The 25,359-nt window shown below is 66.4% G+C and carries 26 protein-coding genes and 1 tRNA gene; 10 read left to right on the top strand and 17 right to left on the bottom strand.

All coding sequences use genetic code 11. From position 1 onward, the window contains the following. Positions 1-25 precede the first annotated feature (25 nt). On the top strand, positions 26-1,210 hold the full coding sequence (locus CAL26_RS28450; protein WP_218831517.1) for a GNAT family N-acetyltransferase: 1,185 nt from the start codon (positions 26-28) through the stop codon (positions 1,208-1,210). 113 nt (positions 1,211-1,323) lie between these two features. Further along, complete coding sequence (locus tag CAL26_RS07130; protein ID WP_094846240.1) at positions 1,324-1,503, top strand: DUF3606 domain-containing protein; 180 nt, start codon at positions 1,324-1,326, stop codon at positions 1,501-1,503. Between the two features lie 37 nt (positions 1,504-1,540). Here the strand turns inward: CAL26_RS07130 and CAL26_RS07125 are convergent, their stop codons facing one another. The 3 genes from CAL26_RS07125 to CAL26_RS07115 are packed head-to-tail and all read right to left on the bottom strand — an operon-like array spanning position 1,541 to position 4,688. Continuing rightward, the gene (locus CAL26_RS07125) at positions 1,541-2,671 is read right to left on the bottom strand and encodes a M24 family metallopeptidase (RefSeq protein ID WP_094846239.1); all 1,131 of its coding nucleotides are present in this window, start codon (positions 2,669-2,671) and stop codon (positions 1,541-1,543) included. A 48-nt stretch (positions 2,672-2,719) separates the two neighbouring features. Next, complete coding sequence (locus CAL26_RS07120; RefSeq protein ID WP_179283288.1) at positions 2,720-3,679, bottom strand: glutamate cyclase domain-containing protein; 960 nt, start codon at positions 3,677-3,679, stop codon at positions 2,720-2,722. Positions 3,680-3,704: 25 nt separating this feature from the next. Then, the gene (locus CAL26_RS07115; RefSeq protein ID WP_256988130.1) at positions 3,705-4,688 is read right to left on the bottom strand and encodes a Bug family tripartite tricarboxylate transporter substrate binding protein; all 984 of its coding nucleotides are present in this window, start codon (positions 4,686-4,688) and stop codon (positions 3,705-3,707) included. 125 nt (positions 4,689-4,813) lie between these two features. On the opposite strand from CAL26_RS07115, the gene CAL26_RS07110 reads away from it, so the two are divergent. After that, on the top strand, positions 4,814-5,803 hold the full coding sequence (locus CAL26_RS07110) for a LysR family transcriptional regulator (RefSeq protein ID WP_094846237.1): 990 nt from the start codon (positions 4,814-4,816) through the stop codon (positions 5,801-5,803). 9 nt (positions 5,804-5,812) lie between these two features. On the opposite strand, the gene CAL26_RS28565 is transcribed toward CAL26_RS07110, so the two are convergent. From CAL26_RS28565 to CAL26_RS07095, 3 genes are read right to left on the bottom strand one after another with little or no spacing between them, the layout of a single operon-like run. Next, complete coding sequence (locus tag CAL26_RS28565) at positions 5,813-6,130, bottom strand: 2-hydroxymuconate tautomerase (RefSeq protein WP_256988129.1); 318 nt, start codon at positions 6,128-6,130, stop codon at positions 5,813-5,815. Further along, the gene (locus CAL26_RS07100; RefSeq protein ID WP_094846235.1) at positions 6,057-7,037 is read right to left on the bottom strand and encodes a hypothetical protein; all 981 of its coding nucleotides are present in this window, start codon (positions 7,035-7,037) and stop codon (positions 6,057-6,059) included. Before CAL26_RS07100 ends, CAL26_RS28565 begins: the two co-directional genes overlap by 74 nt. A 37-nt stretch (positions 7,038-7,074) precedes the next feature. Continuing rightward, positions 7,075-8,073 carry a Bug family tripartite tricarboxylate transporter substrate binding protein gene (locus tag CAL26_RS07095; protein WP_179283287.1) on the bottom strand — a complete coding sequence of 333 codons (999 nt, stop codon included), beginning with the start codon at positions 8,071-8,073 and terminating at the stop codon, positions 7,075-7,077. Positions 8,074-8,348: 275 nt separating this feature from the next. Between CAL26_RS07095 and CAL26_RS28040 the strand changes: the two genes are divergently transcribed. Together CAL26_RS28040 and CAL26_RS07080 are read left to right on the top strand one after the other, a co-directional pair. Then, a complete protein-coding gene (locus CAL26_RS28040) occupies positions 8,349-9,086 on the top strand; it encodes a GntR family transcriptional regulator (protein ID WP_179283286.1) in 738 nt (245 codons plus the stop codon). Between the two features lie 124 nt (positions 9,087-9,210). After that, complete coding sequence (locus CAL26_RS07080; protein WP_256988319.1) at positions 9,211-9,450, top strand: type II toxin-antitoxin system Phd/YefM family antitoxin; 240 nt, start codon at positions 9,211-9,213, stop codon at positions 9,448-9,450. 194 nt (positions 9,451-9,644) lie between these two features. On the opposite strand, the gene CAL26_RS07075 is transcribed toward CAL26_RS07080, so the two are convergent. From CAL26_RS07075 to cysS, 6 genes are all read right to left on the bottom strand, one after another. Next, a tRNA-Ser gene (locus CAL26_RS07075) sits at positions 9,645-9,737 on the bottom strand. Between the two features lie 91 nt (positions 9,738-9,828). Further along, positions 9,829-11,094 (bottom strand): aspartate kinase, encoded by a 1,266-nt coding sequence (locus CAL26_RS07070; RefSeq protein ID WP_094846232.1) that lies wholly within the window; start codon positions 11,092-11,094, stop codon positions 9,829-9,831. Between the two features lie 171 nt (positions 11,095-11,265). Then, on the bottom strand, positions 11,266-12,270 hold the full coding sequence (gene tilS / locus CAL26_RS07065) for a tRNA lysidine(34) synthetase TilS (protein WP_256988127.1): 1,005 nt from the start codon (positions 12,268-12,270) through the stop codon (positions 11,266-11,268). A 99-nt stretch (positions 12,271-12,369) separates the two neighbouring features. Then, positions 12,370-13,335, bottom strand: a complete 966-nt coding sequence (locus tag CAL26_RS07060) for an acetyl-CoA carboxylase carboxyltransferase subunit alpha (protein ID WP_094846230.1) — start codon at positions 13,333-13,335, stop codon at positions 12,370-12,372. A 44-nt stretch (positions 13,336-13,379) separates the two neighbouring features. After that, the gene (locus tag CAL26_RS07055; RefSeq protein ID WP_094846960.1) at positions 13,380-14,018 is read right to left on the bottom strand and encodes a DNA-3-methyladenine glycosylase family protein; all 639 of its coding nucleotides are present in this window, start codon (positions 14,016-14,018) and stop codon (positions 13,380-13,382) included. Positions 14,019-14,041: 23 nt separating this feature from the next. Beyond that, positions 14,042-15,490, bottom strand: coding sequence for a cysteine--tRNA ligase (gene cysS, locus CAL26_RS07050; RefSeq protein WP_094846229.1), 1,449 nt, complete (start codon positions 15,488-15,490; stop codon positions 14,042-14,044). A 242-nt stretch (positions 15,491-15,732) separates the two neighbouring features. On the opposite strand from cysS, the gene CAL26_RS07045 reads away from it, so the two are divergent. From CAL26_RS07045 to CAL26_RS07035, 3 genes are all read left to right on the top strand, one after another. Next, entirely contained in the window at positions 15,733-16,428 is a 696-nt protein-coding gene (locus CAL26_RS07045; RefSeq protein WP_094846228.1) for a tetratricopeptide repeat protein, read from the top strand. 134 nt (positions 16,429-16,562) lie between these two features. After that, entirely contained in the window at positions 16,563-17,072 is a 510-nt protein-coding gene (locus CAL26_RS07040) for a peptidylprolyl isomerase (RefSeq protein WP_086067731.1), read from the top strand. After that, positions 17,065-17,844, top strand: coding sequence for a UDP-2,3-diacylglucosamine diphosphatase (locus tag CAL26_RS07035; RefSeq protein WP_094846227.1), 780 nt, complete (start codon positions 17,065-17,067; stop codon positions 17,842-17,844). Before CAL26_RS07040 ends, CAL26_RS07035 begins: the two co-directional genes overlap by 8 nt. Before the next feature lie 104 nt (positions 17,845-17,948). Here CAL26_RS07035 and CAL26_RS07030 read toward each other — a convergent pair whose 3' ends face one another. The 3 genes from CAL26_RS07030 to CAL26_RS07020 all read right to left on the bottom strand — a co-directional run bounded on the left by CAL26_RS07030 (position 17,949) and on the right by CAL26_RS07020 (position 21,511). Then, positions 17,949-18,806 carry an undecaprenyl-diphosphate phosphatase gene (locus CAL26_RS07030; protein ID WP_094846226.1) on the bottom strand — a complete coding sequence of 286 codons (858 nt, stop codon included), beginning with the start codon at positions 18,804-18,806 and terminating at the stop codon, positions 17,949-17,951. Positions 18,807-18,856: 50 nt separating this feature from the next. Then, the gene (locus CAL26_RS07025) at positions 18,857-20,446 is read right to left on the bottom strand and encodes a TerC family protein (protein ID WP_094846225.1); all 1,590 of its coding nucleotides are present in this window, start codon (positions 20,444-20,446) and stop codon (positions 18,857-18,859) included. A gap of 282 nt (positions 20,447-20,728) precedes the next feature. Then, positions 20,729-21,511: an inositol monophosphatase family protein gene (locus tag CAL26_RS07020; RefSeq protein ID WP_094846224.1), complete on the bottom strand. Its 783-nt coding sequence runs from the start codon at positions 21,509-21,511 to the stop codon at positions 20,729-20,731. Between the two features lie 81 nt (positions 21,512-21,592). Between CAL26_RS07020 and CAL26_RS07015 the strand changes: the two genes are divergently transcribed. After that, on the top strand, positions 21,593-22,390 hold the full coding sequence (locus tag CAL26_RS07015; protein WP_094846223.1) for an RNA methyltransferase: 798 nt from the start codon (positions 21,593-21,595) through the stop codon (positions 22,388-22,390). Positions 22,391-22,409: 19 nt separating this feature from the next. On the opposite strand, the gene CAL26_RS07010 is transcribed toward CAL26_RS07015, so the two are convergent. Continuing rightward, the gene (locus tag CAL26_RS07010; protein ID WP_094846222.1) at positions 22,410-23,396 is read right to left on the bottom strand and encodes a Bug family tripartite tricarboxylate transporter substrate binding protein; all 987 of its coding nucleotides are present in this window, start codon (positions 23,394-23,396) and stop codon (positions 22,410-22,412) included. 240 nt (positions 23,397-23,636) lie between these two features. Between CAL26_RS07010 and CAL26_RS07005 the strand changes: the two genes are divergently transcribed. Further along, entirely contained in the window at positions 23,637-24,398 is a 762-nt protein-coding gene (locus tag CAL26_RS07005; protein WP_094846221.1) for an IclR family transcriptional regulator, read from the top strand. A gap of 18 nt (positions 24,399-24,416) precedes the next feature. Here the strand turns inward: CAL26_RS07005 and CAL26_RS07000 are convergent, their stop codons facing one another. Then, positions 24,417-25,268 (bottom strand): mechanosensitive ion channel family protein, encoded by an 852-nt coding sequence (locus CAL26_RS07000; protein ID WP_094846220.1) that lies wholly within the window; start codon positions 25,266-25,268, stop codon positions 24,417-24,419. Positions 25,269-25,359: the final 91 nt, after the last annotated feature.

Genomic DNA, 25,359 nt, shown 5'->3' with positions numbered 1-25,359 from the left:
CACGCCTGTTACTTGACCGACGCACATGCCCGATCAGCACGCCAATCGCCCTCTATCCGATTCCATCGAGTTTCGCCTGGCCACGCCGAGCGACGACATTACGCGGCTGACGGCCCTGCTGCACCGCGCCTACGCGCAACTTGGCGACATGGGCTTGCGCTACATGGCTGTCGACCAGACCGACGAAGTCACGCTGGCGCGCATGGCGCAGGCTGAATGCCATGTCGCCTTGCTGGACGGCGCCTACGTCGGGACCGTCCTCTTCAAGCCCCCGGAACGCACCAGCGGCAGCCCCTGGCTGGAGCGTCCGGACGTGGCGGGCGTGGCGCAATTGGCGGTGGATCCTGTCCTACAGAAGCACGGGCTGGGGACGCGCCTGATGGCCCTGGTCGAGGCGCGCGCCTCAGCGTGCGGCGCGCGCGAGATCGCTCTCGATACGGCGGAGCCGGCCACGCATTTGCGACGCTGGTACGAATCGCTCGGCTACCGCTTCGTCGAGTACGTGCAGTGGAAGCACGCCAACTACCGAAGCGTGGTCCTGAGCAAAACCTTGGATATGACGATGCTCCCGACACAGCAACGGCCCGCCGATTTCGTCGATGTCGCGGCATATAGCCAGCAGGACAAGCCGCGCCGCGTCCAGATCGACATCCGGTATGCGGGCGGCGATAACTTCATCGGGCGGCCTGTCGCGGGATACGGCGCGAACAAGTGCCTGCTTACGCGGGCGGCGGCGAGCGCCGCCATGCGGGTCGTCGATGCGCTCGAACCCTATGGCCTGACCTTGCGATTCCTGGACGCCTATCGTCCCCAGCGCGCCGTGGACGATTTCATCGCCTGGGCGGGAACGCCAGGCGATGAAAAGATGAAGCCTGCCTATTATCCCGAGGTCGACAAACAGAACCTGTTCAAGGAAGGTTATCTGGCGCAAAGATCCAGCCACAGCCGGGGTAGCGCCATGGATGTCGCCATTGCGGCGATCGACGGCGCGCCGGGCGAAATGCTGGATTTCGGCACGGCGTATGACTATTTCGGCCGGGAATCCCACCCGTCGTACCCGGCGCTGTCGCCGATGCAGAGGGCCAACCGGCTGCTGCTGCGCACCTTGATGGTCCAGGCGGGGTTCAAGCCGATCGAGACGGAATGGTGGCATTTCCAGCTCGCCGACGAGCCCTACCCGCGCACCTACTTCGATTTCCCCGTGGAGTAGGCTTTGCCGGCAGCCCGCCTCCTGCCCGAACCCAAGCATCACAGCGCAGCAGCCCCCCACCGTCGGCATGGAGTTTGCTAGATATCGGACTCGTTCTCAGCCAGGAGGAAAACATGTCCGACAACCTGACCGACCGCGGCCCGCGCGACCGTTCCCGCATCGCGCTGGAAGAAGACTGGGAAATGCGCTACTGGACCAAGGAATTCGGCTGCACGCCCGAGCAACTGCGCGACGCCGTCCATAAGGCCGGCAGCAACTCGGTCGACAAGGTCCGCGAATACCTGAAGAAGTAGCGGGATCGCGGCCAGGGGTCCGCGGTCGCGGGCCCCTTCACCGCACGATGTACGGCCGATCGGTGTTGAACTTCGCCGACAGCAGCGTGGGCGCCCCCTTTCCCACCAGCACCATGTCCTGCACGTGCCAGTGGTCCTTGTGCGGCTCCAACGCCAGCACCATGCCTTGTTCCAGCAAGACGTCCGAACCACGGCGCAATATGGGTTCCTGCTGGTGCCACCACGCACCGACCCCATGGCCGATCAGCAGCGAGTTGTACGACCAATCGTTCTTCTGGAACTCGGTCATCACGTAGTCGTATAGATCGCCCACGCGCGCGCCCACCCGGCAGCGGTCGATCGCGGTCCGATAGATGTCCAGGTTGATCTCATAGTCGCGCCGCTGTTCGGCGCTCGGCTCGCCGAGGACCACGTTGCGCGACTGATGGCCGGGATACCCGTGCAGGTAGGCGACATAGTCCGTGCGTATCACGTCGCCGACGCCGATCACGACGTCGCTTTCACCCGCGTAGGGGATCGTGTTCTTGTCGGAATTCAGGATGCCATGCGCCCATTCGAAGCCCTTGGACAGGCAGGTGGCCATCATGTCCGCGTGGATCTTGCGCTCCGTATCGCCGGGACGTATGCGCTCGAACACTTCCTGGTAGACATCGTCCAGCAGATCGGCCGCGCGCCGGATCATCCGCACTTCTTCGTCTGTCTTGACCCAACGCACGCGGTCCATCACCGCCGTGCAGTCCATCATCTGCAGCGCGGGCGCATGCTGCCGCAGCAGCTCCCAGTCACGCACGTTGACGTAGTCGCGCTCCAGGCCCACGCGAGCGCTGCCCAGCCCGGCATCATGCAAAACCTGCGCCACCATTTCATAAGGGGATTGCACATAGCCCTCGTAGGTGACGACCTGCTCGACCCAGGCGTCGCGCCGCGCCAGGCCCGCCGCCGTCTTGTTGGCGACGATCACGGGCGTGCCATGGCGCGGCCACACCAGAAGCACCGCGCGCGTCGAATCCGACAGATCCTGATGCCGGGCGAGCGTACCCGGATACACCACGCCGGACAGATAGGTGAAGTTCTGGCCGGAACGCAGGACCACAGCATCCAGCCCGGCCTCGTCCATCAGGCGATTGAGCCGCTCCAGGTTGGCGGTCGGCGTTCTTCTTGCGGTCATTTCAGGGGTCTCCAATGGAATAGGGGGTGGGCGCCGGACGACCGGCGCTCAGAAGGCGCGGCGTCCCGCCGGCGCCAGCGACTGGGCGACGATGGTGCGCATGATCTCCACTACCGCGGCGTTGGCCCGCGGCGGCACGCCATCGCACCAGGGGCGCAATTGGCCGCTGCCGCCGTCGATCAGGCCCAGGCCCACGCCGACATGGGCCAGCGCGAGTTCCTGCTCGGCGGTGTGGCATAGCGACAGATCGCCGCGCAGCAAGGCAAGCCCCGCCGTCACCGCATGCGCGCCCAGGTTCGAACTGTTGGCCACCAGCAGTACGTCGGTCTCGGCCACCGAATACACGCCGCCACCGCAGGACGTGGCCTGCCGATAGTCGTACTGCGGCCACTCCCGCGACAGGCGCGCGTGGACATTGCCGAAGCCGATTTCGTTGCCGCCATCGCCGATTCCGATCGTGCGCTTGCCCAGGGACCGGGCCGTATCGAACAGCAGGTCCAGGTTGGCGCGGTGCGGCGCGCGCGACACGCCGGTGGCGCCGTAGATGATGCCGTTGGCGTTGCCGCCCAACCGTTCGATGGCGCAAAAAACGTCATGGGCCTGCGCCAGCTCCTGCTGCATGCCCGCGTCGTCCAGCCCGATCTCCAGCACGTCGGCCTGGACGCCCAGCGCGCGCAGCAGCCCGCGAAATGGCGCCGCGGCCGCGCCGTCGGTGACGATGCGCACCGTGTGGCCGATCGCCACCAGCGCGCGCGCCAGCGTCACCGTGCCGATGGGCCCGTCGTTCTCGCCCACCGGCATGTGTTCAGGCACGGCCGCCCCGCTGGCCAGCAGGACCTGGCACGGCGCGCGATCGAATTCCCGCGCGGCAGCGTGTACCAGCGACATGCCAGCGGCTTCGCGCGCCATCAGGTACATGGACCATTTCATGCCGCGCGGCAGGCTGCCGTGGTCCCGCATCTCGATGTTCATCGCGCGGTCGATGTTCTCGCAAGCGACGGTATCCACCGCCGGCCGCTCCATGGATGACTCGCTAATCAACTTTGGCTCCCGATTGTTCGATGACCTTGCGCCACTTCGGCACGTCGCGGTCCACCAGGGCCGCGAAATCGGCGGAGGAACTCCACGTGGGCTCGATCGCCAGGGTGCCGAACTTGTCCCGCACGTCCTTGGCGTCGAGCGCCTGTCTGACCGCCGCGTTCAGCCGCTCGACGATCTCCGGCGGCGTGCCGCGGGGTGCGAACAATCCGTACCAGGTGATCATCTCGTAGCCCGGCACGGTTTCGGCGATCGCGGGCACGTTCGGCAGCACCGGGTTGCGCGACAGGCTGCTGATGCCCAGCACCTTCAGCTTGGGCGAGCCTGCCTGCGGAAGCGCCGACCCCATGGTGTCGAAATCCATATCGACCTGGCCCGCCATCAGGTCCACCAGGGCCGGGCCCGCACCCTTATAGGGCACGTGCATGATTTTGGTGCCCGTCATCATCTTGAACAGCTCGCCGCCCAGATGCTGCGCTGACCCCGTGCCGGCCGATGCGAACGTCATTTCGTTGCTGGCGCCCCGCTTCTTCGCCAGGGCGATCAGTTCGGCCACGTTGGTGGCCGGCACCGAGGCATTGACCATCAGCAGCAGCGGCGTGGAGGCGACCGGCGACACCGGCGCGAAGTCCTTGATGGGGTCATAGCCCAGGTCCTTGTACAGGCTGGGGTTGATCGCGTGCGTGGCGGTACTCCCCAGCACCAGGGTGTAGCCATCGGGCGCGGCGCGCGCGACGAAGGCGGTGCCCAGGCTGCCGCCGGCGCCGGCCTTGTTCTCGATGATGACACCCTGCCCCAGCAGGCTGCCCAGCTTTTCGCCGATGATCCGCGCCACCACATCGGAGCCTCCGCCCGGCGGGAACGGCGTGATCAGCCGGATGGGCCGGTCGGGATAACCCGCGGCCGACGCGGGCTGCATCGCGCCCGCCACGCACACAATCGCACCCGCGAACGCCATCGCGGCCATTACTCGTTTCATGGTCTAACCCCTTGGATCCGCGGCTGTTGAACGACCGCATGTCTTTTGTATTGGTGATGCCAGTATCCACCTACCTGTGCGCCGGCAAGTAACGGATAATTTGGATGGGGATATAAAAAAAGCCTATGACTGCCACGATGCCGGACGACCGCGAATTCGCCTACGGGCACCTCAAGCTCAGGCACCTGCACCTGATGCATCTGCTGGAAAGCGAGAAATCCATCACCCGCGCGGCACAGGCCATGCACCTGACCCAGCCCGCGGTCAGCGCCATGCTGAAAGAACTGGAAGCCCAGTTCGGCATCCGCATGGTCGAGCGCACCGCGCAGGGCGTGCTGTTGACGCCGGCCGCGCGCGCCGCGCTGCGGCGGTTTTCGATCGCGCTGGCTGAAGTCGGCGCTGCCCACGAAGAAGCCCTGCGCGCCCAGCAGCATGAAGGACTGCGCCTGCGCGTCGGCGCGCTCACCCTGGCCACGCTGGAGCTGCTTCCCAGAGCCTTATCGCTGCTGCTCGACGAATCGCCCGACGTGCAGATCGAGATTTCGGAAGGCACGGTCGAAGGATTGACCGACGCCTTGATGCGCGGCGAACTCGATTGCATCATCGGCCGCGTCGGCGCGCCTTGGGCCAAGGCGCCGCATGAAGCGCGCATCGAACAGCTCAAGCTGTATGACGAGCAGCGCTGCCTGGTGTGCCGGCCAGGGCATCCGCTGGCCACGCACCGCCGCGTGAACCTGGCGGCGCTGGGCCGATATCGCTGGGTGCTTCAGCCCGTCCCGTCATCCACCCGGCTGGTGTTTGACGAACTGTTCCTGGAGCGCGGCATGGTGCCGCCGGCCCCGACGATCGAATCGGTGTCGGCCCATTCGAACATGGAGATCGTGGCCGCGACGGATCTGCTGGGAATCGCGCCGCAGGCCCTTGCGCGCCCGCACATTGCCACGGGGCGGCTGCACGCGATCGCTACCGACGCCCTGTTGCCACGCATGTCGATCTCGTTGATCTGGCGCCGCGCCAGCGGCGCCGACCCGCTCCTGGCGCGGCTGCGGCGCGCATTGGTCGCCGCCGGCGCGGCGCGGAGCACCAGGCGCCGTGGCGCTCGTTCCCCTGATTGAATAACCCGTCTAGGATGCGACGGGCTTGCGTTGCGAAATCAGCGTACCCCCGACGGCCCAGTTCTCGCGCGCCACGTCCTCGAACACGACAAAGACGCTTTGCGGAGTGGCGGCGGCGTGCTGCTCCAGGGCTTCGGTCACCACCTTGGCGATCGCCGCCTTCTGTTCCTCGGTTCGGCCTTCCAGCATTTCTATACGTACGTACGGCATTGCGTTTTCCTTGGTTCGCGGTGAATGAAGTGCCGTGGGATTTTCAGGCCTTGCCGGCCTCTTTGTCCATGATGTTGCCTTCGAAAACCGGCGCGGCGACGTCCGCCGGCAGGGCAAGCACTTCGTCCACCACCTGCTGCAAGGTCGCGCCTACCGGCTTGATACCCGCCCTGTCGCACGCCGCGTGAAGAGCGGTCAAGGACTGTTCGTAGCGGATCCGCGCCGGATCGCTGTCATCGCGATAGTCGTAGTGGTTGTGCGAGATCAGGTTGATGACCGGCACGCGCGGCGCGCGCTCGATAAGCTGCCGGACCATGCTTTCCGCGATTTCGTCGTAGCTCAACCCGTACTGCGTGGCCCAATCGGTGTCCGGTCGCAGGTCGGGATGGAAGGCCCAGCCCTTGGACGTGGCCAGCGAGCGCGAGAAATCCACCGCCACGGGCATGTTGACGAAGTCCATCGCGCCGGCGATCTGCCGGAAGCTCGGATGCGTGCGATGCGCGTCCGCCGGCGCGCCGGCCCAGATTGCCTGCATCTCCGGCATCATCCGGCCCGGTACGGAACAGGACCCGCCGCGAAACCCCATGTCCGCCAGGATCCTGAAGATACTGTCGTTGGCCGAGAACGTGCCCGGCCGGAAGTACAGCGGCCAGTCGCCCAGCGCCTGTTTCCACAGCGCGCCAGCCTCGCCCAGCACCCCGTATTGCTCCGCGTCCGACAACGCGCCGTAGTGCGACATATAGCGCTTGCCCGCGTGGTACGACATGGCGAACTTCCATGCGTGCACGTGCAGGCCCAGGCAGGCGCCCTGGTTGCGCAAGCGGTCGTAGACCGCCGCCTGCTCGATGGCGGTCTCGGGATGGACGAAAAAGCTCACCGGCAGCCCGAAGCGGCTCGCGATGGCCGCGTAGCCCTCGACCGCGCGCTGCCCCAGCGACCACTCCGCCGGCCCCGTGGCTTCGGGATGGGCCGCATGCTTCCTGGGCTCGCAATCCATGGTGACGACGATTTTCACTTCTTTCATACGCTAGTCTCCTCCGAATGCCGGGGTTCGCCGGCGCTCAATTCGCCTTCGCTCCCGCCAGCGCGACGATGTCCTTGTTGCGTTTCAATTCGTCCAGCCAGAAGGACCGGAACGCGGCCGGCGTCATGGGGTTCACTTCGCCGCCGTTGGCGATGAAATAGTCACGCACCTTGGGCTCGTTCACGACGTCGTTGACGGCCTGGTTCAACTCCTGGACCATCGCCTGCGGCATGCCCTTGGGCCCCGCCACGCCGCCCCAGAAGGCGTAGTACAACCCCTTGACGCCGACTTCATCGAAGGTCGGGACGTCGGGCAGCGCCTGCAGGCGACGCTGGGACGCCACGGCCAGCGCACGCAGCCCGCCCGAGCGCACCTGGGCGATCTGCGCCGCCGTATCGACGGAGATATCCACCTGCCCGCCCAGCAGCGCGGCCAGCGCGGGCGCCGCGCCCTGGTATGGCACGTGGACCATATCCAGGCCGGCCAGCTTGGTGAACAAGGCGCCGGCCAAATGGCTGGATGCGCCGATGCCGCCGCTGCCGTAGGTGTATTTGCCTGGGTTGGCGCGGGCGGCCGCGATGAAGTCCTGCGCGGTTCTGTACGGCGACTTGTTGCCCACGTACAGGACGTTGGGTGCGGCGGCGACGAATGCGACGGGGGTGAAGTCGGCCACAGGGTCGTACTGCAAGTCCTTGAACAGATAGGGCGCGGCCGTATTGGCGGCGCCGGTCGCCAGCAAGAGCGTGCAGCCATCGGGTTTCGCATTGTTGACGAAGCTGTTGGTGCCCACCACGCCTCCCGCGCCCGGCCGGTTCACCACCACGATCTGCTTGCCCAGGCGCTGCGCCAACGGTTCCGCGATGACGCGCGCCTGCAGGTCGGTACCGCCGCCGGCCGGCCAGGGCACGATCAGCTGTATCGATCCCGTGGGACATAGCGAACTCGCGGCCGTGGCGGCGGAATGGATTACCCAGGATGCGGCGGACAGGGCCAGGAACCAGCCCGGCCGACTCCGCTTGGAAACAGCATTGTTCACGTCAATTCCCCTTGACGATGCGACCTGGCGTCGAGGTCGCGGTAGGCGCGTACGTGCGCGCGTCGGATCCGTCTGGCGGGCGGTTGGCCTTGGCTACGCGGCCAGGCGAGCCAGCCCCCCGTATGACGGTCGGTACCATTGTCGACATGTCGACATACTGTGTGAACCCGGGGATTTCCCGCAGCGCGGCCGCGCGCCGGCGGGTACGCGGCGCGGTAAGATGCCCTTCGTTCACGCAGCCGCGCGCATCAGGACACTGGATTTACTTGCCGCCCATGACCGAGGCCGACGCCACGCCCCGCACTCCCCGCTCGCCCAGCACGCCGCGCCGCCGCGCCGACGGCGGCAACTACAGCCCCCAATCCCTGCCCGAGCAGGTCGCGGACAAGCTGCTGCAAGCCATCCTGGACGGCGAAATCCCTTCCGGCGCGCGCCTTCCCGAAATCGCACTGGCAGAGGAATACAAGGTCAGCCGCGCGACCATACGCGACGCGCTGGCGCAGCTGGAACGGCATCACTTCGTCGAAAAGCTGCCGCGTTTCGGCTGCCGGGTGATCGAGGTCGACATGGCGGAAATCGCGGAGCTGTACGAGCTGCGGGCCATGCTGCTCGGCCTGGCGTCGTCGCGGGCGGCACGCCTGGCGTCCCAGGAAGACATCGAGCAGTTCGTCGAAGCCACGCACCACCTGCGCATCCTGGCCGACAACGACGCCAGCGCCACGATCTACAAGCGCGAAGTGCTGTCCGCCCAGGCGCTGCTGATCGCCATGTCCAACAGCAAGTGGCTGTCGGACATGTACCAGCTGATCTCCAACCAGTCCCTATGGCGCGTCATGGTCCGCGGCAAGAGCGTCGTGTTCGGCTCCAAGGAGCGCCGCCAGCAATCCGCCACCGACTGGACCACGCTCGCCCGCACCGTGGCCGACCGCGACCCCACCGCCAGCGAAGCCGCCGCCCGCGCGTTGATCGGCGCATCGTGGGATTACGTGCGGGAACGGCGGAGTGGGAAGTAGGCTGCGGCTGGGCAGCAAGCTGGCGTTACAAAACGAACCAACTCTTGCGCCAAAGTCGTCCGTGCCGCACGACCGTAGCTGGCCTAGGTTAAACGTTGCTCCCAGGAAGGGAAACTTGCGTTACGTGAACATTCATGAGGCCAAAACAACGCTCTCCAAACTGATCGAGGCGATCGAACTTGGAAAGGAAAATGACGTCGTCATAGCGCGCAACGGCCGGCCGGCGGCGAAGTTGGTCGCAATGCCAAAGTTGGCAACGAGCAAACAGCTCGGCGTGGCGATGGGCCGCTTCGAAGTCCCCGATGATATCGACGGCGACAATGATCAGATCGCTGACCTGTTCTCAGGTGGCCCCATACGATGAATGGTCTGCCGGACACCTACATCGCCCCGCGGGCGATTGCTGGGAGTCGAGCGCTCCCCGGAAGCACGCCGCCTGATTACACACGACGAAAAAGTCGCGGCATATAGCGACTCGATCATTCTGGTGTGAACAAAAAACCCGCAGAGCTTGCGCTATGCGGGTTTTGTGTCATCAGGGCGGGCTGATGGGTGTCTTGGCGGAGACGGTGGGATTCGAACCCACGATGCAGTTTTTAGCCACATACTCCCTTAGCAGGGGAGCCCCTTCAGCCTCTCGGGCACGTCTCCGAAGAATTCGCGATTCTAGCATAAGAACCGCGGGGTTCGCTGCCATCCGGCCCCCGGTCAACCAGGAGCGAAGGCAGCGAATTCAACAGAGTCAGGCCTTTTCGCCCGGCGCCTGATCCAGGCCGAAGGCCTTGTGCAGCGAGCGGACAGCCAGCTCCATGTACTTGTCGTCGATGATCACCGAGGTCTTGATTTCGCTGGTGCTGATCATCTGGATATTGATGCCTTCGTTCGACAGCGTCTGGAACATCAGGCTGGCGACGCCGACGTGCGAGCGCATGCCGATGCCGACGATGGAGACCTTGCAGACCTTGTCGTCGGTGACCAGTTCACGGGCGTGCACGGCCGGCATGACGTCGCGCTTCAGGACGTCGATGGTGCGCAGGAATTCGTTGCGGTTGACGGTGAAGGAAAAGTCCGTGGTGCCCGCGACCGACTGGTTCTGCACGATCATGTCGACGTCGATGTTGGCGGCGGCGACGGGGCCCAGGATGGCGTAGGCGATGCCCGGCTTGTCCGGCACGGCGAACAGGGTGATCTTGGCTTCGTCGCGGCTGAAGGCGATGCCGGAGACAACGGCGGCTTCCATTTTTTCGTCATCCTCAAAGGTAATCAGCGTGCCCGAGCGCATTTCCTCGTCGAGCGGAATCATGGGGTCGGTCAGCGAGGACAGCACGCGCGTCGGCACGCGATACTTGCCCGCGAACTCGACGGAGCGGATCTGCAGGACCTTGGAGCCCAGCGAGGCCATTTCCAGCATTTCCTCGAAGGACACCACGGGCATGCGGCGCGCTTCCGGCACGACGCGCGGATCGGTCGTGTAGACGCCGTCCACGTCCGTGTAGATCAGGCATTCGTCGGCCTTGAGGGCGGCGGCCACCGCGACGGCGGAGGTATCCGAACCGCCCCGGCCCAGCGTCGTGATGTGGCCTTCTTCGTCGATGCCCTGGAAGCCCGTAACGATGACGACGCGGCCGGCGTCCAGGTCGGCGCGGATGCGGGCGTCGTCGATCGAGGTGATGCGGGCCTTGGTGTAGGCGGAATCGGTGCGCACCGGCACCTGCCAGCCGGCGTAGCTGCGCGCCGGCACGCCTTCGGCCTGCAGCGCGATGGCCAGCAGTCCGCTGGACGCCTGTTCGCCGGTGGCGGCGATCATGTCCAGCTCGCGGCCATCGGGCTGCGGCATGATTTCGCGGGCCAGGCCCAGCAGGCGGTTGGTTTCCCCTGCCATGGCGGAGGGCACGACCACGACTTTGTGGCCGGCGGCATGCCACTTCGCGACGCGGCGCGCCACGTTCTTGATGCGCTCGACCGAGCCCATCGAGGTACCGCCATACTTGTGAACGATCAGGGACATCTCGTACTCTGGCTGGAAACTTGCCGTCATGCGCGGCAGGCAAAGCTGGGTATTTTAGCGTGTTCGGGAAAAATCGCTGAAGTTCAACGGCGTTCGGTGCTCAGGGACGCGACCGCACGACCGCCCGGGTCGCCGCACCGCGCTACCGGCCGCCACCACGGGGCGCGCCGATCAACGGTCTTCCCTGGGCCCGACGCTGACGCGGCCGCGCACGCAGCGCACGCAATGATCGGCATGGTTCCACACCAGATGGCGGTCGTGCCCCAGGCTGTGCAGCTGGCGCAATTGCTTCAGCAGCTCCGCCAGACGGGCTTCGGTCGGCATGCGCGCGCCCTGCCCGGCGAGCCAGTGGCGCAGCACCTGCGCCTGGCGGGCGGGCGACAGCTGCCGCCATTTCGCCAGGGAAAAGCTGTCCGCCGAAGCCGAGGGCTCCAGGGCGGCGAAATCCTCGCGGGCGACCTCTTCCAGGATCTGGGCCGCTTCGCCGGCCTGCCGGGCATGCCGGGCCACGATTGCCTGCCAGCCCGGCCAGCGGGCATCCAGCGCCGGCGCCAGCAGCTTGCGCAGGGCGGCACGGGTATAGCGTTCGTCGGCGTTGGCGGGGTCCTGGGCCGGCTGCCAGCCGTGCGCGGCCGCATACGCGGCGGCGGCTTCGCGGATGGTGGCGCGCGGCACGTCCAGCCATGGCCGCAGGTAGACCACGCCGTCGCGCTCGGTGCGCGGCGACATGGCCGCCAGCCCGGCGGGCCCGGCGCCCCGCAGCAGGCGCAGCAGGACAGTCTCGGCCTGGTCGTCGCGGTGATGGGCCAGCAGGATGCGGCGCAGGCCGTGGCGCGCGGCGGCGTCGGCCATGGCGGCGTAACGCGCCTGGCGGGCGGCGGCCTCGATGCCGCTTCCGTCCGCCGTGTCGACCTGGACGTGCAGGATATGGACATGGGCGTTCAGCGCGGCGCCCAGTTGGCGCACGGCATCCGCCCACTGGTCGGCCTGGTCGTACAGGCCGTGGTGCACGTGCAGGAGATGCAAGGGCTTTTCGGCATCTTGCGCGAATTCGCGCAGGACCATCGCGGCGTGGACCGCCAGCATCACCGAATCCGCCCCGCCGCTGACCGCGACGCCCAGGGGCGGCGACGCGACCGGGTCGGGCCGCAGGGCATCGCGCAACGCGCGGGTCAACGCAAGTGCGGAATCCCCCGGTTTGGAAGCAGGATCGCCACGGCCGGCGCCGGTGCCTGGGATCGTTGCGCCGGACGCCATGGCACGGGTACCGGATACCTAGACGCGCACTTCCTGGACGCGGCCGTATGCCAGGACGCGTTGCAGGCGCTGTTCCACCAGTTGGTCCGCGCTCATGCCGGACAACTGGCGCAAGGTGTCGCTGAGCGAACGCCGCAGCAAGCGCGCCATGACGCGCGGATCGCGGTGCGCGCCGCCGACGGGTTCGTTGACCACACGGTCGATCAGTCCCAGGTCTTTCAGGCGCGGCGCGGTGATGCCCAGGGCCTCGGCGGCCTCGGGCGCCTTGTCGGCGCTGCGCCACAGGATGGACGCGCAGCCTTCCGGGGAGATCACCGAATAGGTGGCGAACTGCAGCATCAGCACCGCGTTGCCCACGGCAATGGCCAGCGCGCCGCCCGAACCGCCTTCGCCGATGATGGTGGCGATGATGGGCACGCGCAATTCAGCCATGGCATACAAATTGTGGCCGATGGCTTCGGACTGGCCGCGCTCTTCCGCGCCGATCCCGGGATAGGCGCCCGGGGTATCGACGAAGGTGAACACGGGAATATCGAACTTTTCCGCCAGGCGCATCAGCCGCATGGCCTTGCGATAGCCTTCGGGGCGCGGCATGCCGAAGTTGCGCGCGGCGCGCTCCTTGGTGTCGCGGCCCTTCTGGTGCCCGATGACCATGCAGGACGTGCCGTTGAAGCGCGCCAGGCCGCCGATGATGGACTGGTCGTCGGCGTACATGCGGTCGCCGTGCAGTTCATGGAAATCCGTGAAGATTTCCCGCACGTAGTCCAAGGTATATGGCCGCTGCGGATGGCGGGCGACCAGCGCGGTCTGCCACGGCGTCAGCTTGCCGTAGATTTCCTTGGCCAGGGCCTGGCTCTTCTGCTGCAGGCGTGCGATTTCGTCGGAGATGTCGACTGCGGAGTCGGCTTGCACGAAGCGCAGCTGTTCGATCTTATTGTCGAGCTCGGCCAGCGGTTGTTCGAAATCCAGGAAGGTATTGCGCATGTAGGTGTGGTTCCGTTGTTGGGCCATGCGGCATCGGGAGCAGGCTAGACCGCGAGCGGGTCCAGGCTGCGCCACAGATACCAGGTTGCCACGGTACGCCAGGGTTGCCAGGCCAGCGAGACCTCCCGCGCTTCGAAGCGCGAGACGGGTTCGCCGCTGAAGTAGTGTAGCGAGATCGCCTTCAGCAATCCCGGATCGTCCAGCGGCAGGACGTCCGGCCGCTGCAGATTGAAGATCAGGAACATCTCCGCTGTCCAGCGGCTGATGCCGCGGATGGCGACCAGTTCGTCGATCACCGCCTCGTCTTCCATCAGGGGCCAGCGGTCCGGATGGACCTTGCGTTCGCTGAAATGCGTCGCCAGGTCCTGCACGTATTCGGCCTTGCGCTTGGACAGGCCGGCTTCGCGCAGCCCGTCCACGCCCACGCGCAGCACGGAAGTCGGCGATGGCCGCGCGCCGGCGGCCTGGACGAACCGCTGCCAGGCCGCTTCGGCGGCCTTGACGGAAATCTGCTGGCCGACGATGGAACGGGCCAGCGTGACGAAAGGCGTACCCAGCGGAGTCAGCCAGACCTCCGGATGCTGGGGGATGAGTTTTTTCAAAATGCGGTCGCGGCGCACCAGGTGGGCGACGGCGTCTTCCCAATAGTGCGGCTTGCTTACAGCGACTTCAGCGCTCGGCATGACGGGCGGCTCCTGGATGCGGCTCAAACCCGGCGCCAGTTGGTGACGCCGCCCGGCTTGTCTTCGAGCTCGACGCCGGCGTCGCGCAACGCGGCGCGGATGCGGTCGGCTTCGGCGAAGTCGCGTCCGCGCTTGGCGGCGGCCCGCGCGTCGATCATTTCCTGGATGGCCTGGTCGTCCATGGCGGCCGACGGCGCGGCCGCGCCCAGCTTGTAGCGGGTGGGCGCGCGCAGGTAGGCCTGCGGATCCTGCTGCAGCAGGCCGAGGATGGCGGCCAGCCCTTTCAGCTGGCCCGCGGTGCGCGCGCTGCCCGTGCGGTTGGCGTCGCTGGCCAGCTGGAACAACGCGGCCACCGCGCCCGACGTGTTGAAGTCGTCGTCCATGGCGGCCTTGAAGGCCTGGGCCTGCGGTTCGTTCCAGTCCACGCCCTGGTCGTCCGGCGCGACGTTGGCCAGGGCCTGGTACAGGCGATCCAGCGCGTTCTGCGCGTCGTTCAGATTGTCGGGCGTGTAGTTCTGCGGGCTGCGATAGTGGTTGCGCGCGATGAAGAAGCGCACCATTTCCGCTTCGCGCGGATTGACGGCATAGTCGGCGCGCGTGTCGTCGGGTTCGCCCATCGCCACGGTCTGGCGGATGGTGCGGAAATTATTCAGGGACTTCGACATCTTGTCGTCGTCGACCATGAGCGGGCCGCAGTGCATCCACACGTTGGCGAGCACGCCGCCGAAAGCGCCTTCGGTCTGGGCGATCTCGTTTTCGTGATGCGGGAATTTCAGGTCCGGACCGCCGCCATGGATGTCCAGCGGCAGGCCCAGCAGGCTTTTGCTCATCGCCGAGCATTCGATATGCCAGCCGGGACGGCCCAGGCCATAGGGCGACTGCCATTTGGTGTCGTCCGGTTCATCCGTCTTGGCTGACTTCCACAGCACGAAATCCAGCGGGTCGCGCTTGCCGGCGGCGACCGCCACGCGTTCGCCCGCGCGCAGATCGTCCAGCGACTTGCCGGACAGCTTGCCGTAGCCGGCGAAGCCGCGCACCGCGAAATTGACGTCGCCGTCTTCGGCGCGGTACGCCAGGCCCTTGTCTTCCAGGCGGCCGATGATGTCCAGCATGTCGCCGATATGGGCCGTGGCGCGCGGTTCGTGGTCGGGCCGCTGCACGCCCAGCGCGCGCTCGTCCGCATGCATCGCGTCGATGTAGAAGGACGTCACGTCGCCGATGCGCCGGTTGGTCTGCACGGCGCGGCGGATGATCTTGTCATCGATGTCGGTGATGTTGCGGACGTAATCCACCTGCAGGCCGCTGGCCCGCAGCCACCGCTGCACGATGTCGAAACTGACCAGCATCCGGGCGTGGCCCAGGTGGCAATAGTCGTAGACGGTCATGCCGCACACATACATGCGCACCCGGCCGGCTTCGACAGGGGTGAAAGGGACTTTCGTGCGCGATAACGTGTCGTGGATGTGCAGCATAAAAAGAAGACTGCCGCGGGCGTCCAGGCGCTTCCTGGCACTACCCTTGGGATAGGTCTCGTGGGTGATGGCTTAGGGTTGCCCCGGGTTGCCCCAGGTTGCCCATGTTCGGTTCCGCCGCGGGTCGCAGGGACAAGCCTGACCCTGAAACTGAACCAAGGCTAAAATGGCGGTCGTCAAGTATAGCAAGCAGCCCGACCGTGCGCCCATCGCGCAGGGCCTGGCCAACACCGGAAACCCCTGTGACCATCAAGACCAGATTCCTGCCGGCCCTGCTCGCGGCCGCCCTGCTATGGCTTTCCCCCGATTCCGGCCATGCCCAGGGCATGCCGGGCGGCGGCGGCACCCCCGGTCGCAACGCCAACGCCACCACGCTGGACGAGCCCCCGCCCGAAGGCGGCTGGGACGCGCTGGCGCGCCTGCTGGAAGCCGCGAAACCCGGCGTCGATACGCGGCTGCAGCCCACGCCTTCGCAGATCACCGACCGGATCGAGCAACTGATCACCGCCGGCCGCAACGATGAAGCGCTGAAGATGATAGAAAAGCGTCTGGCCGAAACGGCGAATCCCCCGCCGCCGGGCGGCACCGACGTGCAGCTGGAGTTCCAGCATGCCCGCGTGCTGGCGGCGATGGGCCGGGACCAGGAAGCGCTGGACATCTACGAAGACATGACGTCCCGGTTTCCGGAACTTCCGGAACCGTGGAATAACATGGCGGTCATCTATGCCAAGCGCGGCGAAATCGATCGCGCCGAAACCGCCGTCCGCAACGCCTTGCGCGCCGATCCCAACTACGCGGCGGCGCGCGCCAACCTGGCCGACATCCAGCTGGCGCAGGCCAAGCGCTCGTATGGCGAAGCGGCGAAACTCGGCGTCACGGGCAGTGGCAACAAGGCCCGCGCCGTTGACAACCTGCTGAAGGAACCAAGCAAACAATGATGTTTTCAGATTCTGTACTGCGTGTGCTGCGCCATGCGGCATGCGGCGTGGCGCTCGCCGCGATCCTGCCGGCGGCCGCCGGCGCCGCGCCCACCGGCGCGGCATCAACCAACACTACCGAGGGTAAACAGTCCATGTCTTCTTCCCCCCGCGTCAAGATGACCACCAACTACGGCGCCTTTGTCATTACTCTGGACGCCGACAAGGCCCCGAAGACGGTGGCCAATTTCCTGACCTACACCAAGGAAGGCTTCTACAACAACACGGTTTTCCATCGCGTCATCGACGGCTTCATGATCCAGGGCGGCGGCTTCGAACCCGGCATGAAGCAGAAACAGACCCACGCGCCCGTGGAAAACGAGGCCAACAATGGCCTGAAGAACGACAAGTACACCGTCGCCATGGCACGCACCAGCGATCCGCAATCGGCGACGGCGCAATTCTTCATCAACGTCGCCGACAATGACTTCCTGAACTTCACCGCGCCCACCGCCAACGGCTGGGGCTACGCGGTGTTCGGCAAGGTCACCGAAGGCACCGACGTCGTGGACAAGATCAAGGCGGTCAAGACCGGCAACAGCGGTTTCCACCAGAACGTGCCGGCCCAGGACGTCGTGATCGAAAAGGCCGAAGTCCTTGAATAAGCTTACGCTGCCCGGAACCATCTGGGTGGCGTCGGATATGCATCTGGGGCCGGCGACGCCGGCCACGTCCGAAGCCTTCCTGGGTTTTCTGGAAGCGGCGGCGGCCGAAGCATCGGCAGTGCTGTTGCCGGGCGACATCTTCGACGCCTGGATAGGCGACGACGTCATCCGGCAGGCACCGCCCTGGCTGGCCGCCATCCTGCAGGCCATCAAGCGCACGACAGGCACCACGCCCGTGTGGCTGGGCCGCGGCAATCGCGACTTCCTGATCGGCCAGGAATTGGCCGAGACCGTGGGGGCCCGCCTGCTGCCCGAGCCGGCGGTGCTGGATACGGACTACGGTCTCGTCCTGCTGACGCACGGCGACGAGCTCTGCCTGGACGACGAAGCCTACCAGGCCTTCCGGACCATGGTGCGCGACCCTAAATGGCAGCAGGAATTCCTGGGCAAATCCATTCCCGAACGCCTGGCGCTGGCGCAGCAGGCGCGTGGCGAAAGCAAGGCCGCGACGCAGGCGCTGCAGGCCTCGCGGGCGGAGATCATGGACGTGAATCCCGGCGCGGTCGAAGCGCTGTTCCGCGATACCGGCGTGCCCACGCTGGTGCACGGCCATACCCATCGCCCGGACCGGCACGTGCTGGAAATCGCCGGCAGGCGCCGCGAACGCTGGGTGCTGCCCGACTGGGACTGCGATCATGCGCAACCGCCGCGCGGCGGCTGGCTGGCCATCGATCGCGACGGTCTGCAATTCTTCGATCTGGAAGTGGCCTGAGGCCGCCCGGGTCCGCCCGGACAGCGCGGCTGGCACGACTGGCACGACTGGCACAACGAGCACGATAGGCGCGGGGCTGAACGCCCCGTCGCCCTATCCGCCAATCAGCGGGTGATCAGCACCAGCGCGACCACGATGCCCAGCGCGATGCGATACCACGCGAACACGCGATAGGTGTGGTTCGCCACGAAGCGCAGCACCGCCCGCACCACCAGCAGCGCGCTCAGGAAAGCAGCGATGAAGCCGACGGCGATGCCCACCACGTCATGCTGGCTGAGCACCGACATGTTGCGATAGGAGTCGTAGACGGCGGCGCCCAGCATCGTGGGCATGGCCAGGAAGAAGGAAAACTCCGTCGCCGTCTTGCGCTGGATGCCGGCGATCATGCCGCCGATGATGGTGGACCCCGAGCGCGATACGCCCGGGATCATGGCGACGCATTGCGCGCAGCCCACGCCCAGGGCCTGCTTCCAGGTGATCTCTTCCAGCCGGTGCGCCGTGGCCTGAACCTGCGACGCGCTGTCATCGCCCGCGGCCGCGCCCCGGGCGTGGTGCGTATGGCGCTCCACATACAGCATGATCAGTCCGCCCAGCACCAGCGTGGTCGCCACCACGCCCGGGTGATAGAACAGGTTCTTGATCGCGTGGATGAAGATCGCGCCGATGACCGCCGCGGGCAGGAAGGCCACCAACAGGTTGCGGGTGAACATGACTTCGCTGCGCACGCCGGTCAGGGTGCCGTGGATCAACTGCCACAGGCGTGCGCGGAAGATCCACATCACCGCCAGGATGGAGCCGAACTGGATGACGACTTCGAACACCTTGGCCGAACTCGACTGGAAATTGATCCAGTCGCCGAACAGGATAAGGTGGCCCGTGCTGGAGACCGGGATGAACTCGGTCAGGCCTTCGATGATGCCCAGGAAGAAAGCCTTGATCAGGTAAAGCGTGTAGTCGGTCACGATGTGCGGCTCGGAGGGGTCGGGACGGGGTCAGGACGGATCAGGACGGATCAGGACGATTCGACTTCGTCGGTGGACGAAAGTTCGAAGGGTAGGCGTTCGACACCAACCGAAGCTATACGCCTTCCGGCCAATTGCAGGACTTCGAATCGATAGCGCTGATGCGGCGCCACGAATTCGCAGCTGTCGCCGGGCTGCGGCAGATGGCCGAAACGCGACAGCAGATAGCCCGCCAGCGTGGCGTAGTCCTGGGCCTCGTCGACCAGGCCGTCCGTTTCCAGCACCTGCTCCACGTGATGCAGATCGGCGGCGCCGTCGATCTTCCACTTGCCATCGCCTTCATGGACGATGTCGGGCAGTTCGTCTTCGTCGGGGAATTCGCCGGCGATGGCTTCGAACACGTCCATGGGCGTGACCAGGCCTTCGATGGCGCCGAACTCGTCGGCCACCAGCACCAGCTGGCCGCGCGCGCGCTTGAGCGTGTCCATCAGGCGCAGGATGCCGATGGATTCGTGCACGATGATGGGCTCGCGCAGGCGATTGCGGCGGATGGCGCCTTCGGTGATCAGGTCGGCCACCATTTCCTTGGCGCGGCCGATGCCCAGGACTTCGTCCAGGCTGCCGCGGCAGACCGGGAAGAAGGTGTGCGGCGCGGCCTCGATCTGGGCGCGCATGGTCTGCGCGTCATCGTTGATGTCTATCCACGAGATATCCGTGCGCGGCGTCATGATGGAATGGATGGAGCGCTCGGCCAGTGTCAGCACGCCGCTGACCATGTTGCGTTCCTCCACGCCGAAGGCCGGCACGTCCCCGGGCTCGATCGATTCGGCGTCGTCGGGCTCGTCCATGACCGGCTGCGGCGGCCGCTTGCCCAGCATGCGCAGCACGCCTTCCGCCGTGCGTTCGCGCATGGGCCGGCGCGCATCCAACTTGAGCAGGTTGCGGCGCGCCACCTGGTTCAGCGCCTCGATCAGCACCGAGAAGCCGATCGCGGCATACAGGTAGCCCTTGGGCACCTTGAAGCCGAAGGCCTCCGCCACCAGGGAAAAGCCGATCATCAGCAGGAAGCCCAGGCACAGCACCACCACTGTGGGATGCGCATTGACGAAGCGGGTCAGCGGCTTGGACGCCACCAGCATGATGCCGATCGCGATGACGACGGCGATCATCATGATCGCCAGATGATCGACCATGCCGACGGCCGTGATGATGGAATCCAGCGAGAACACCGCGTCCAGCACGACGATCTGCGTGACGATGACCCAGAAGCTGGCGTAGACGCGCGGACCGGAGCTGACCTGCGCGCTGCCTTCCAGGCGCTCGTGCAGTTCCATGGTGCCCTTGAAGAGCAGGAAGAAACCGCCTATGAGGAGGATGAGGTCGCGTGCCGATGGATGGAGCGGGCCGACGTAGAACAGCGGTTCCGTCAGCGTGACGAGCCATGACATGACGGATAGCAGCACCAGCCGCATGACCAGGGCCATGGACAGGCCCATGATCCGCGCGCGGTCCCGTTGCGCGGGTGGCAGCTTGTCCGCCAGGATGGCAATGAAAATGAGGTTGTCGATCCCGAGAACGATTTCGAGGATGACTAGGGTAAGCAGGCCGACCCAGGCAGCGGGGTCCAGCAGCCACTCCATTGGCAACTCCAGCAGTAAGGGACCGGTAATCGTACATGGAAAACCAGCAACACGCCGGTCACGGAACAGCAGGCGGCGCGCGGACCGCGCCATGCCCCGTATCGCGGCGGGGCGATGCCGTAGACCGTCTGGACGATGGCGCGCTCAGTCGACCGGCGCTGAAATACGCCTACAGACCCGATCGGTTTTCTGCCCGAGCGCCCGCGGCCCCCCTCTCCCCCGGCCTACCCATTTGGCCCCGCGCGCGCAACGCCAGACCGACGGGTCTGACCATTTCCGCCTTCAGGCCGCGGGGCCTTGAAGGATGCCCAGCATCTGCGTGAAGACCTTGGGGCTGGCCGCCAGCACGTTGCCGGATTCGAGCCAGCCCTGTTCGCCGGTGAAATCGGCCACCAGGCCGCCGGCTTCCAGCACCAGCAGGCTGCCCGCCGCCATGTCCCAGGGCTGCAGCGCCACGCCGCAGAATCCATCCAGGCGGCCGCATGCGACATAGGCCAGGTCCAGCACGGTCGCGCCCATGCGGCGCACGCCGGCGCTGCCCTGCGCGATCTGCTTGAACTTGCCGCCGCCCTGGTCGGGGCCGGCCGATCCCGGCCAATGCGCGCCCAGCAGCGCTTCATGGAAGCGCGTGCGGCCGGATACCCGCACCCGGCGGTCGTTCAGGAAGGCGCCGCCGCCGCGGCTGGCGGTGAACATCTCGTTGCGCGACGGGTCGTAGATCACGGCCTGCGTCATGACGTTACGCTGCATCAGGGCGATCGATACCGCATAGTTGGGCAGCCCGTGGATGAAGTTGGTGGTGCCGTCCAGAGGATCGATGATCCAGCGGAACTCGGCCTGCTCGTCGCCCTGCAGGCCGTATTCCTCGCCCATGACGGCGTGATCGGGATACGCCGTGCGCAAGGTCTCCACGATGGAGGTCTCGGCCGCCTGGTCGACTTCCGTGACATAATCCCGCGGCCCCTTTTTGGCCACGTTCAGTCTTTCCAGGTCGAGGCTGGCACGGTTGATAATGGTGCCGGCACGCCGGGCCGCCTTGATGGCGATGTTGAGCATCGGGTGCATAGAATTCCGTACGATTTCGCTAATGCGCGGTCGGCAGCCTGCCGGATGGCCGGTTCCGCCGCGCCAAACGTGGCATTTTAAATGACTCAGGCTTCCACCACCCCGCCGGGGTTCCAACGCGTGCGTTTTGTCATGGTCGAGCCCAGCCATCCGGGCAATGTGGGCTCGGCCGCGCGGGCCATCAAGACCATGGGATTCGGCGATCTGGCGCTGGTGGCGCCGCGCCTGCCGGACATGACGGCGCAGCCGGAAGCGGTGGCATTGGCCAGCGGCGCGGGCGACGTGCTGGCGGCCGCCAGCGTGCACGACACCCTGGAAGCCGCGCTGGGCCCGGTGACGCTGGCCTTCGCCCTGACCGCGCGCGTGCGCGACCTGGGCCCCCCGCCCTGCGATATCCGCGAAGCGGCCGTCCTGGCGCGCGAGCATCTGGGCGCCCACGAAACGGGCGGCGTGGCCATCGTCCTGGGAACGGAGCGGGCGGGGCTGACCAATGCCCAGATCGCCGCCTGCCACCGCATCTGCCATATCCCGGCGAATCCGGAATACAGCTCCCTGAACGTGGCGCAGGCCTTGCAGCTGGCCGCCTGGGAGCTGCGCTATGCCCTGATTTCGGCGCAGGGCGGCAGCCTGCTGCCCACGACGACCGCGCACGCGCCCGATCCGGGCGCCGCCCCGGCCCCGGCCGAAGCCGTGCATGCGCTGCTGGCGCATTGGGAAGAGGCATTGGTGGCGGTCAAGTTCCTGGATCCGAAGCATCCGAAGAAACTGATGCCGCGCATGCGGCACCTGTTCAGCCGCAGCGCCCTGACCCGCGACGAGGTCGACATGCTCAGGGGCGTCTGCACCGCGATGCTGAAGGCCGCGCGGACGGAGCGATAGCCCGTCCGCGCGGCAAGCGTCAATCCACGCGCGCGCCGGACGCCTTGACGACGGTCGCCCAGGTCTGCACTTCGGATTGGATGAACTGGCCGAACTGCTCCGGCGTGGTCTTGGCCGGCACGGCGCCCAGCTTGTCGAAGGCGTCCTTCACTTCCGGCTTGTCCAGGGCCTTGAGCATGGCCGCGTTCAGGGTCTTGATGACCTCCGGCGGCGTGCCCTTGGGGGCGATCAGGCCGAACCACGAGGACACGTCAAAGCCCGGGAAACCCGATTCCGCCATGGTGGGCAGATCCGGCGCCGTCGGCGAGCGTTCCTTGGTGGTGACCGCCAGGGCGCGCAGCTTGCCCGATTGCACGTGCGGCCAGGAAGACGGCATGTTGTCGAACATGAACTGCACCTGGCCGCCGATCAGGTCGGTCAACGCCGGGGCGCTGCCCTTGTAAGGCACGTGCAGCACGTCGACGCCGGCCTTCAGCTTGAACAGCTCGCCCGCCATGTGGATGGACGTCCCGCTGCCCGAGGACGCGAAGGCCAGCTTGCCGGGATGGGCCTTGGCGTAATCGACCAGTTCCTTGACCGACTTGACGGGCACCTGCGGATTGACCACCAGCACGTTGGGCACCTTGGCGGCCAGCGCCACCGGCGCGAAATCCTTCACCAGGTCGAAGTTCAGCTTGGAATACAGGGTCTGGTTGATGGCGCTGGTGACCGCGACGAAATACAGGGTGTAGCCGTCGGGGGTGGACCGCGCGACGTATTCCGTGCCGATATTGCTGCCGGCGCCCGGTTTGTTTTCGATGACGAAGGACTGGCCCAGGGCTTCGGTGAGCTCCTTGGCCATGATGCGGGCGATCACGTCGGTCGTACCGCCGGCGCTGAAGCCCACGACGATGCGCACCGGCTTGTCGGGATAGGCGGCCTGGGCCGGCGCGCTGACGGCGCAGAATGCGGCGGCCGCGACCAAGGCGGCGGCCGCCCGTTTGAACAGGGCAAGCTTTTGACTCATCTGTCTCACTCCAATAGTGTCCAGGTAATGGACGTTTAGGCTTGAATGTCCAGGTGATGGACGCTAAATTTATCGTCCAGGTAATGGACGTTTGGAATTTTTCTCGGCGGATTTTCCCGAAACCCGCGTCCGCTGCAACACCTTGTCGCTCTTTCGTCCGTCAGGCGGACGTTTCGCCTTCATTTTGCTTTCCGCGCCGGCCGCGCGCGTACATCGACAACGGCCCCGGCCGCTAGACCTATGGAAGACTTTACGCCCACCGCCGCCGGCCCGCGGACGCTACGCCGAGGCCTGCAGGTCCTGGCGGCCCTGCGCGATCACGGCACGGACGGCCTGTGCGTGACGGACCTGGCCCGTTATACCGGCATCCAGCGCCCCACCATCTATCGCCTGATGGCCGCGCTGATGGAAGCCGGCCTGGCGCAGCAGGTGACGGGCAGCAAGCGCTATCGGGCGCGGCTGGCGCAGGAGGCCGGCGCGCCGGATTCCGATCCGCGGCTGCGGCAGACCCTGCCCGCGCTCCGGCGCCTGGCCGAACGCACCGGCGACGCGGTGTTCCTGGTCGTGCGCGACGGCGATGAATCGATCAGCCTGCATCGCGAGATCGGCGGCTATCCGGTGCAGATCCTGGCCACTTACGCCGGCAAGCGCCAGCCGTTGGGCGTGGGCTCCGGCGGCATGGCCCTGCTGTCGGCGCTGCCCGACGAGGAAGCGCGCAGCATCGTCGAACGCAATGCCGCGCAACTGGACGAATACGGCGGCATGACGCCGCATGAAATGCTGCGCCTGGTGGAGAACACACGCGCCCGCGGCTATGCCGTGGTCGGCAACCACGCCGTGCGCGGCGCGCTGGGGGTGGGATGCGCGCTGCTCGATACGCATGGCATGCCGGTGCTGGCGATCAGCGTCACGGCCATCATCGACCGCATGCCCGCGCAGCGGCAGCGCGAAATCGCCGGGTGGATACAGGCCGAGCTGTCGCGCCTGCGGAACCAGAACTGATCGCGCCCGCCGCTCCTCTCAAGCCTGCCTGGTGGGGGCGGCGTCCTCTTCGCGGTTCGCCTGGATCAGTTCGCGCACCGGCACCGGCGGACGCAGGCCGGCGGCATCCAGCGCCAGGCGGGTCTTGTGCAGCAGGTCCCAGCGGAATTCCCAGTAGCGCGCCGATTCCGCCCATACCCGCACGTTGACGATCACCACGTTGTCGCGGTATTCGAACACGCGCACGTCCGGCGCGGGCGTCTGCAGCGCCAGCGGGTGCGCATTGACCAGGTCGCGCAGCGTCGCCATCGCCAGGTCCAGGTCGTCGCCATAACGCACGCCCACGGCCATGTCGAAGCGGCGGGTGGCGTTGCGGCTGTAGTTGGTGATGGTGGCGTTCCAGATCGTGCTGTTGGGCAGCGTCACGTGGATGCCGTCGCCCTGCACCAGGCGTGTCAGGAACAGGCCGACTTCCTCGACGGTACCGTCGCTGCCGGAGCTCAAGGCGATGTATTCGCCCGCGCGTATGGGCCGCAATATCAGCAGCATGATGCCGGCGGCGATGTTCTGCAGCGTTCCCTGCAACGCCAGGCCCACGGCCAGGCCGGCCGCGCCGAGCACCGCGATGATGCTGGCGGTTTGCACGCCCAGCTGGGCCAGCACGGCGATCAGCGTGAAGATCCGGACGGCCCAGATCACGGTCGTGCTGAACATCGGCACGATGGTGCGATCGATGCGGTCCGAACCTTGCGCCAGGCGGCGCACCCAGCGTCCCAGCACGCCGGCGATCCACCAACCCAGCCCCAGTATCACCACGCCCCACAGCAGGTTCAGGCCAAGATCGACCATGGTGGGGACCATCGCGGCAAAGCCGTCGAGATTGAGCTGCATGCGTCACTCCTGAAAGTCCATGGCGGCGCGGGCGCCGCCCCGGCGCGCCGGCCGGAAAGCAGGCGGACTTTAGCAGAAGCAAAAGGCCTTT

This window comes from Bordetella genomosp. 9 (assembly GCF_002261425.1).
GTDB lineage: Bacteria > Pseudomonadota > Gammaproteobacteria > Burkholderiales > Burkholderiaceae_B > Bordetella_C.
This window is presented reverse-complemented; position numbering and strand designations above follow the sequence as displayed.